Origin of the sequence: Geminocystis sp., from assembly GCF_041753295.1 — a bacterium.
GTDB lineage: Bacteria > Cyanobacteriota > Cyanobacteriia > Cyanobacteriales > Cyanobacteriaceae > Geminocystis.
On the sequence record NZ_JBGSUU010000073.1, the window covers coordinates 1 to 9,910 of the forward strand.

7 protein-coding genes and 1 pseudogene are annotated in these 9,910 nt (G+C 30.0%); 4 read left to right on the plus strand and 4 right to left on the minus strand.

What is annotated here, in order from left to right; all coding sequences use genetic code 11:
• From ACEW8E_RS08215 to ACEW8E_RS08225, 3 genes and pseudogenes are all read left to right on the plus strand, one after another.
• A pseudogene (locus ACEW8E_RS08215) lies at positions 1-342 on the plus strand (photosystem II q(b) protein); the annotation flags it as partial.
• A 194-nt stretch (positions 343-536) separates the two neighbouring features.
• Complete coding sequence (locus ACEW8E_RS08220) at positions 537-1,754, plus strand: ABC transporter permease (protein WP_373479859.1); 1,218 nt, start codon at positions 537-539, stop codon at positions 1,752-1,754.
• A gap of 306 nt (positions 1,755-2,060) precedes the next feature.
• Positions 2,061-2,840, plus strand: coding sequence for a hypothetical protein (locus ACEW8E_RS08225; RefSeq protein WP_373479860.1), 780 nt, complete (start codon positions 2,061-2,063; stop codon positions 2,838-2,840).
• A gap of 19 nt (positions 2,841-2,859) precedes the next feature.
• On the opposite strand, the gene ACEW8E_RS08230 is transcribed toward ACEW8E_RS08225, so the two are convergent.
• Entirely contained in the window at positions 2,860-4,164 is a 1,305-nt protein-coding gene (locus ACEW8E_RS08230; RefSeq protein WP_373479861.1) for a hypothetical protein, read from the minus strand.
• A 163-nt stretch (positions 4,165-4,327) separates the two neighbouring features.
• On the opposite strand from ACEW8E_RS08230, the gene ACEW8E_RS08235 reads away from it, so the two are divergent.
• A complete protein-coding gene (locus tag ACEW8E_RS08235; protein ID WP_373479862.1) occupies positions 4,328-4,846 on the plus strand; it encodes an alpha/beta hydrolase in 519 nt (172 codons plus the stop codon).
• A gap of 49 nt (positions 4,847-4,895) precedes the next feature.
• On the opposite strand, the gene ACEW8E_RS08240 is transcribed toward ACEW8E_RS08235, so the two are convergent.
• The 3 genes from ACEW8E_RS08240 to sds form a co-directional block, all read right to left on the minus strand.
• Entirely contained in the window at positions 4,896-6,299 is a 1,404-nt protein-coding gene (locus tag ACEW8E_RS08240; RefSeq protein WP_373479863.1) for a DUF1822 family protein, read from the minus strand.
• Between the two features lie 43 nt (positions 6,300-6,342).
• Entirely contained in the window at positions 6,343-7,800 is a 1,458-nt protein-coding gene (locus ACEW8E_RS08245; protein ID WP_373479864.1) for a sigma-70 family RNA polymerase sigma factor, read from the minus strand.
• 258 nt (positions 7,801-8,058) lie between these two features.
• Positions 8,059-9,030, minus strand: a complete 972-nt coding sequence (sds, locus tag ACEW8E_RS08250; protein WP_373479865.1) for a solanesyl diphosphate synthase — start codon at positions 9,028-9,030, stop codon at positions 8,059-8,061.
• Positions 9,031-9,910: the final 880 nt, after the last annotated feature.

Below are 9,910 nucleotides of genomic sequence, written 5' to 3' on the forward strand. Positions count from 1 at the left end.
GAAACCTACAACATCGTAGCAGCACACGGATACTTTGGTCGTCTAATCTTCCAATATGCTTCTTTCAACAATAGCCGCGCGTTACACTTCTTCTTAGGTGCATGGCCTGTAATTGGTATTTGGTTCACCGCAATGGGTGTAAGTACCATGGCCTTCAACTTGAACGGTTTCAACTTCAACCAGTCTATCTTAGATAGTCAAGGTCATGTAATTGGAACTTGGGCAGATGTGTTAAACCGTGCAAACATCGGTATCGAAGTAATGCATGAACGTAACGCTCACAACTTCCCCTTAGACTTAGCAAGTGTACAACCAGTTTCTGCACCTGTAATCAACGGTTAGGTTATAGTTTAAAAAACTAAATAATATCAAAAGGCACTCTCTATTAATTTAGGGGGTGCTTTTTGCTGTCAATACGCAAATTAGCAAAAATATTACCTATTCAATGAATCTTATCGCTTATTACCTTTTTGTGTTAACTCCTATGGGGGATTTGTGCTATTAATTGTTAATTATTCATTCTCCGAAACTAAAATATGAAAATTACTGATAGTGTCAAAATGGCTATAACTACTTTACTAGCGAATAAAATGCGTAGTAGTTTAACTATGTTAGGAATTATTATTGGTAATGCTTCCGTAATTTCTATGATAGGTATTGGCCAAGCTGCACAAAAATTAGCTTCAGATCAATTTGAATCTTTAGGTGCTAATGTATTATTTATTATTCCTGGTAATAGAGAATCCCGTCGTACTACTTTTGAAACTCCGAGAACCTTAGTTTTAGATGATGCCAAAGCCATTGCCGAGCAAGTACCAAGTATTACAGAAGTCGCACCTCAAATTAGTTCTCGTTTAATTGTCACCTATGGTAATAAAAATAATAATAATTCCATTATTGGTGCAACTCCAGAATTTTTAACGGTTCGTAGTTTTAAAGTAGCCAAAGGAAGATTTATAGATTCATCAGATTTAAAACGTAATCACAAAGTAGTTGTAATAGGTTCAGAAATAGCTGAAAATTTTTTCCCCAATCAAAACCCCATCGGAAAACGCTTAAGAATCAAAAATGTTTCTTTTGAGATAATCGGTATTATGGAGTCTAAAGGCTCGTTTTTAGGGACAAATCAGGACGATATTTTATATATTCCCTTAACGACTATGGCTAATCAAATTGTAGGGAAAACTTCACAATACGGATTAGAATTAACTATTATTAATGTTACCGCTAAAGATCCCAATGATATAACCGCCGCTAGATTTCAAATTGAAAATTTACTCCGTTTAAGACATAAAATTGTTGGGGAAGATGATTTTCGGGTAGAGACTCAAAAAGATATTCTCAGTATTGTTGGCACTGTTACAGGAGGATTGACTATGATGTTAGGTGCGATCGCCGCTATCTCTTTATTAGTGGGAGGTATAGGGGTAATGAATATCATGTTAGTCTCTGTCAGTGAAAGAACTCAAGAAATAGGGTTGAGAAAAGCCATCGGAGCTACAGAAAATAACATTTTGTTACAATTTTTAATTGAAGCTATTATCATTTCCGTAGTGGGAGGGGTTGTTGGGACATTAATTGGGGTAGGTGGCTTGACTATCATTGGTTTGGTTTCTCCTCTACCAACAAATATCTCTTATACAACTATCAGTTTAGCGGTGGGAGTATCTGGAGGAATTGGGTTATTTTTTGGTGTAGTTCCTGCGCAACAAGCAGCTAAACTAGATCCTATTGTAGCTTTACGAAGTGCATAAAAAATTAAGAATTAAGAAATAAATTAGGAACAAAATGGCATTTTTTTTGATTTTTTAGGTTAAATTAAAATAATTAATTTGTTTTTTTTTACAGCTTTTTAGTAAATATTCACAAATCTGATTTTATCAACTATAATTATTTATCCCAAAGATTTTTAAAATTTTATTGTTATGAATATTAACCAATCCACACAATGTTTAAGTTATAAATTATTGCCTAATTTTTTGATACATTCATTTATTGCTAGTGTCAGTTTTTTTACCTTAATAAATCAATGTGGGATGGTATCAGCAAACACAGAAATTATGATCGATCCCTATAATGATTCTGGTAGTGGCACAATGCCAATGGAATCACAATCAATCAAAACAAATTCTCCCTCTAATACTAATAAGAATCAAAGTTTTCCCACACAAAATCAAAATTACACCATGGGAGAAATATTTGTTAATGGTAATCCGACTCCTAATCCTCCCCCTGTAGTTTCTGGAAATTTAATCAAATCTAATCAGACTTTACCAAATATACCTCCTTTATCACAACCTTATAGTAAACAAAATGATAATTTTACTATAGATAATGGTAACAATAATATGCCATCAACGAATTTTTCTCCTCTTGATGAAACTCCTAATAATGTAGAGCAAAAAAAACTCATAAATTCTAGTAATAATGTTAATAACACTCCCAGAAATATTAATTTAACTCCCCTAGAAATTAATAATAATCCTAATAGTGAGACTATTCATTCTGTTAATAAAAGAAGAAGTTTAAATGATATTTTAGTTTTTTCTACTCCACAGGGAAATAACTCTCAAAACTCTAAAATAATTCCTTCAAATCCTATTACTTCACCTACAATATCTTCTCTTACAACCAAAACAAATAATATTTATAAAGTTTTAGTTAAAGTTGATAATAAAAATCAAGAATCTCAAGTAAAATCCCTATATCCTGAAGCATTTTTCACTAATTTTCAAGGTATAAAAATGTTGCAAGTAGGTGTTTTTAGTTTTTCAGAAAAAGCCGAAGAAGTATCTCAATCTCTAAAGAATAATGGTTTAAATGTTAGGATTATTAATTAGTAATAAGTACTTAAAATAATCAATTATCAAGTCTTTTTCTCCATTGTTCATCAATTTTATCTCTTTGTTCTAATTCTTGATCTAATAAATCTTTTTCCGTAGAATAAGCTAAATTTTCTTGAGTAATAATTGTTTGATTTGCAAATTCTTGAGCATAATTAATTTTTAACTCTAATTCTTGATTTGATGTCAGTAGATTTGCTCTTTCTTCCCTTTGATAATTTCTTTTATTTACTTGATTATTTCGCTTTTGTAACCAAAAATAACGAATTAATGGAATAGTTAAATAACTGATACCATAGGTTAATAATAAGGGATAAAGAAAGTCAACAAATAAGATCAAACCTCCTATTTCTTGGGCTATTTCTGGGGTTAATAATGAGCCTAATACTAAAGCTAATACTATATTAACAGCACCTAAAGCGATCGCCCATATTTTTTGAGTGCTAGTCGCTAAACTAAATTGCCATAAATTTTCTTTTAAATAAGAAGAAACGGCTATTTTTTCTCTTTTTTCTGCTTTAACTTGCAACTCGGGGAAATAATAAATAATCTCTCCTTTTTCTGATACTTGAGGATAACCGTTAAAACGGATTAAAACAGGTAAAATATAACCTTCGTCTCTTTCATTATAAATATCAATATTATCCAAATAAGGTGCTAATTGTTCTGCTATGATAGCACCATTATTATTTTCAATTATTGTAGTTATTCCTTGCCAACGTTTCTCCTCAAAATTAGGGTTAGGATTACCATCACCAAAAAGAAAAGAATAAATTGATTCTAAAAAATTAAGCTCATTTTCAGAGGAATTACTTTGTTGTCTTTGATAACGTCTTTGTTGATAATTAGGGGTAAATATCCAGAAAATATCAGGGGTAAACCAAAAACGTGGTAGAAAAAAAAATCCTCCTCTTTGTCTTCCAGAGTTACTGTTATTATTATCATCATCACTTTTACTATTAATAGCTAATACAATTATCACAATGGCTATCAACATTAAAATAATAGAAGAAACCAGTAAAATTCCAAAGGATATTCTAATTAAATAAAAGATAATTCTCCATGCTTTTTGTAACCATTTTTGCCAACGTAATTGCCAATATTTATTTCTTAAAATACTCCGAAAATTAGGAGCGAATAAGTAAGCTATATCTCCTGTTTCTGCTACTTGTAAATTACCGTTAGTTTCTGCTGCAATATTTAATAATTCTTGTTGCACAAATTTTACATCTAACCCTGATTTTGTAGCAACATCCCCTATGGTAACTCGATAGTTTAATTCTTCGATAGACTGCATAATAGCAGAATTTGGACTCTTCATAATTAAATCATAAAATTAGTAATTAGTGTGAAAAAACCTTAGATATTAATATTAATAAAATTTAATTGTCTGTGGTTAATTTTTAATTGTTAATTGTCAAGAACTTTTTGATAAGATTTTCGTCTTTTCAGGTACATTTAATTATTATTATCAACTATTGTAGATGTTTTCTTTAACTCGTTATTGTCTGTTTCTTTCCATCTTTCTAACTTTTGTCTTGATTCCTTTTCCTAAAGCTATAGCGGCAGAGGAAATTATTTTAAAATATAGTATGTTGCGCCAATCTATCCCCGTAGAAGATTTAACGGTATTTTGTGAAACGGGAGAAACTTCTTCGGCTTTAAGTTATTTTTTGAGGTTGGCAAATCAAAAACCTGAAAATGTCAAAAATACTCTTTGTCGAAAAATTCCTGTCAATGGCGTGATGTTATCGAAAATTTTAAATAATCCATTCGGTGAATTTATTTTAGATGGTTTTGCACAGGTAATTACCACTCCTACTCAAAAAGCTAGTCGTGAATCTTTACGAGGCGCTGTAGTTACATCTGCTTTAAAAGACAATAATCTCAGTATCATGGAAGTAGCCCAAAATTACCCTACCACAGAAGTTCATCTTAATGGCGATCGCTTAATGGAAATTTACAAAAAAATGGAGGGAATTTTAGGCAGTCTTCCCTTTTAATCAATTAACTAATGTTTCGCAAAATATAGAATTAATTAATCATTTCTAGTTAAATAATAAAACCCTCACTTAAATTAGTTGTACCGCAGTTAATTTGTATCCAAAAATACTCACCTTTTTTACCCCAGAATTTATATTGTAGTAAGCGATCGCCTACACGAGCTACTAACTGTTTAAAGATATGAGTATTTTCATCCATAATATTAACTTTAAGATTAAGGGGTAAAGTATAAGAATCATTAATACCATAAAGACGGAAAAAGATACTATTTTCAGTGTCAGACTTAGGCAATAAACCGATAACTAAAGCTAAAGAAAAGCCATTGACATCAACACCGAGATTAATGCGCTTACCACACCATAACCCGGCATTAGGATTATTAGGCTCTAAACGCCAGATACCTTCGGCAGCATTCCAACGAGTCTCATCATCATGGGATTTATTCATGATATAGTTAAGAGCCTGTAGTGCTTGATGTTTATATATACTATCAGGGGAAAGAATACTTAATCGTTGTGCGGCGAATTTCAATTGTTGTTCATCATGAAGCTCATAAATATATTGTAGATTAATTTCTCCCGAACGCATAATAATACCATTAGGAGGAAGAGAAGGAAAATCATTTATCAACTCAAGACTTTGTGCCAAATCTCGAAAATGTTGCCATCCTTGGGTATAGGCTTGATTAAAATTATGATGTAGCCATGCGCCTAAACTAATGGGTTGATATTGTTGATAAAGATGTTGACGATAAACATCATCACCAAATATTGCTGCCCACTGGATAAAATTACAATGATGACGTACTGTTAGGCTATTAACTTGTCTTAATTGTAACAATAAATGGTTTTTTTCAGAATCTGATAATATTGGTAAAGGTTGGTATTTAGCCTTAGAAGAAAGAGCATATTTTTCAAATATAAATAATAAATTAATATCTCCTTCCACTAAATATTCAGATAAAATATATTGATAAAAAGTATCATTATAAATACCTGAATTTTTAATATCTTCATAGGTAATAAAACCCCAAAATCTTAACCAACCATTTTCTAAGTTAATTTGTACAGGTAAAAAATAATCTCCACGAAAACGAGGAATATCTACCCATTCTTGAGAAATATTTAACTCAGTTAAATCATCACTTTCTTGAGGTAATAAAATTAAACGAGTAGAGTTATTATTAATAACAATAGGAGTGCCATTAACAAATTCCCACATAGTCGATAAATTATAATTATCTAACTCTAATTTAATGTCATTAACCTCTTGATAAGTTATTTTTAACCATTTTAATAAACAGAGGGAAGAAAGTGCATTTAACATAGCTTGATGTCTGCCTCCATTAAGAGAACAACTTTCAGAAATTTCCTGGGCTTTTGCTAAATCTTCTGGAGAAAATTTTAACCATAAATGCTCAGAATTAAAAGCTGTAAATAAATCTAAAGACATAATATTAATTTTTTTGTTATCTACAAGAGTCATGATTTGAAAATTAACTATTATTGATTAAAAGATGAGTATAGTTAGTCATCCATTCTTCAATTAAATGAATAAAACTAACTTTTATATGCTCAGTTTCAGGAAATATTAAATTGAATTCTAATTGAATATTCTCTTGAAAAAGATTAGCAATTTTAAGACAAAACTGATTATCAATTTTAGTATTAAAACTCCAATTTTTATTGATTAAATACTGCTTAATATTTTCTTTTTCTTCCATAGATAAAGACTCATATATAAGAGATATTTTAGTAGATAAAAACTGTTTACAATGTTGTTGTAACCAACTATCTAAAGGTGTTTTAAAATCAGTTATTTTTGCTTTTGTTAACTTAACTTTTTGCTCAACTAATATTTTTTCGATGAGAGATTCTAGTAATATTTTTCTGACTAACTTAATTTCTCTAGCTAATTGATACTGTTGAGTAACAAAATTAGGATAGTTTTTAGACATAACTAACACTATTTCTATTTGAGTTATTTCTATACCTTTCCATAAGTAAAATAGAATTTTTTGTGCCATAGTAAGTTGAGAGAAAGTCGTAGTTAAAATATTATTAACTAAATCCCATTGTGTCTGCTGATAATCTTTTTCTTCTTGAAAATCTAGGCTAATATCTTCACTTAAATTATCAAGATATTTATCAGAAATAATTGTACGAGGGTTACAATATTGACGAGCAAAATCAATACAACTTAATAAAATTGCTTCACAATCATCTGAATTTATAGAAGAAAAAATATTACCTTGTTTAGTAATTAGAAAATTATATTCATTACTAATTTGTGTATAATGAGAAGAAGAAGGACATTGTAATTGCTTATTTTTACTCATTACACGAGGTTGATAAATAAGATTAAAACATTCCCAAATAAGTAAATATTTTTGTAAATTATGTCCTTTTAAACCCCCTATTTTTTCTAAACATTTTCTTCTATTAGAAACATTTAATTGTCTTAATAATCCCCAATCTGAAGCCCTTTCCCACCCCATATATTTATAGGCTTGATCAATTAATTGGCATTCTATTTTATTGGTGGCATAAGTAGTTAATTTAAACTTAAAATTACTATCATATTTAGACAATAATTGTACAGGAGAAGAAACTAATAAATTTGCCCACTGAAAATAATCTAGCCAAGTAAATAAATCCCAATAATTTTGCAATCTTTGATAGACTTTTTTACTAGCAAAAAAACAAGATTCTTGTAAATAAGCAATTAAATGTTTATATTTAAGTTGATCTTGATTATTTTTTAACCACTGTAAAAATTCTTGGGCAATTTTATCTTCTTCAGCACAAATTATCTGTTGTTTAAGTAACAACTCCATATTTCGCTGTAATTCTGGGGTTATTTTCCAGTAGGTAATCAGAGAAGAGGATTCCTCTTTCACATAGAGAAAGGAAGAAAACTGCGTCACAAGATTAGTGCGTTTTTGCATTTTCATAAAGTAGATTAAGGTAATTCTCCTCAAACTTGGTTTCCTTATCTACTTATCAGTGTCGTTTTATGAATTTATGCACTATTTTTCAAAATTTCTGAAATTTTTTTTATGGAAGTATAATTGTGAGGAATTAATAATCTTAACCCGTGCAATCCAATGTTGGCTTAAAATTACTATTTCCTTTTTTTTCGATATAGACATCTATCTTCTCTAGCAGGGTTAAAACTCTTACTACGAAAAGATAAAAATTTTTGGAGAAATCTATTTAATGCGACTTAAAACATAATCTGTTAACTCCTTAAGAGAGTCTGTAGCTGGAGATTTTGGCAGACATTGTAAATCTTGCAAAGCTAATTGACTATGTTGAAAAGCCAAAGCCCTAGATTTTTCGATACCATTACTATTATGGACTAATTCTAAACCTTGAGCTAAATCTCCTTCTTCACTAAATTCTCTCTCAATTAAAATTTTCAAAGCAGGTTTTTCTGTCATCGCAAATAATACAGGGGCAGTAATAATTCCACTAGCCAAATCAGAGGCAACAGGTTTACCTAAAACTTCTTCAGAGGCAGTAAAATCGAATATATCATCAACAATTTGAAAAGCTAAACCAAGATTACGCCCATAACTATAAATTTTATTGGCGATTTCTTCTCCTGTATTACTTAAAACCGCCGCCGCTTTACCACTATTCGCAATTAAAGAAGCAGTTTTTAAATAACTTTTTTGTAAATATTTTTCTAAACTTACATCAGTATCAAAACAACCTAAACCTTGCTGAATTTCACCTTCTGCAAAATCTCTAATAACTTCCGACAATAATTTAACCACTTGAAGATTATCCAAATTCGCCAAATACCACGAAGATTGTGCAAATAAAAAATCTCCTGCCAATACTGCAATGCGATTACCGAAAAGAGTATTTACCGTAGGCACTTGTCTTCTTAATTGTGCATCATCTACTACATCATCATGAACAAGACTTGCAGTATGTATCATTTCTGTGATTTCTGCTAAACGTCTATGTCTAGTAGTTATATCTTCACCATTCATTGTAGCACGAGAAACTAACAAAACTATAGCAGGGCGAATTCTTTTCCCCCCAGCACTGAACAAATGTTCTGCAGCCGCCCCTAAAATGGGGTGTTGTGCTTCTACTAAGGAGGTTAAGTTATTAATTAGCAGGGATAAATCATTTTCTACGGGGGCAAATAGAGAGGTTGCAGTTGTCATTTATAAGTAGTTTTTTATAAAAATAGTTTACGAAAGTTAATATATCTTATTGTTATTTTAAGCTATGATTTCGCCTAGTGAGAGAGTAAATCAGTTATTTTTTTGTCAGCTTTGAAGGCAGTAATCATAAAAATGCTGATAATTAAAGGTTTATCCCTCAAGAAAAAAGTTTTTTAGATCTTCCATACAAGTCTTAATTTATGTTATTTTATTATTATTGGTAATAAAAACTCTCAGGTACTTTTTGGAGAGTCAATTATTGTAGATAAAAGATGTCTTGATAAACTTATGTCATCTAATTTACTACGTTATTGCTATGTTTTCTGATAAAAATTAACTCATTAATATTTAACGATGAATTTGACTCTAGGTAGTTAAATCATCTTTTCAAATATGAGTCATATTTACTGTGGTGAATTCAGATTTTGCATCTTTATAAAAACTTGTCAGTAAAAAGGATGTATTTTATCTGAGAAATTTAATCTTAGAGAGAATTTTATTTGATTAGCCAAGCTAAAGAAATATACTTTATCAACCAACGTCAAAATATTATTATTAATACTATCTAGTATTGATTATTTTCTTTATTTAACATAACCCAAAATATCAATTAAGGAGGATTGATGTATGCTAATTCCATTGTTGGTAATGATTTATTTATTCATAATTTATCTTTTATTAATTATTGTACAAAAGAAAATCAAAATCAGAACAAATCCTAGTCAGAATATTAGATAATAGGGCGTTGCTGAATTAAGGTATGATTTTTAGATAAAGGGGTCAAATTATCAAAAATAAAAAAATGATACAATGTCCAGAGTGCGGGTCTAAACATATTCACAAAAATGGAATTAAAAAAGGAAAGCAAAATCATCTTTGT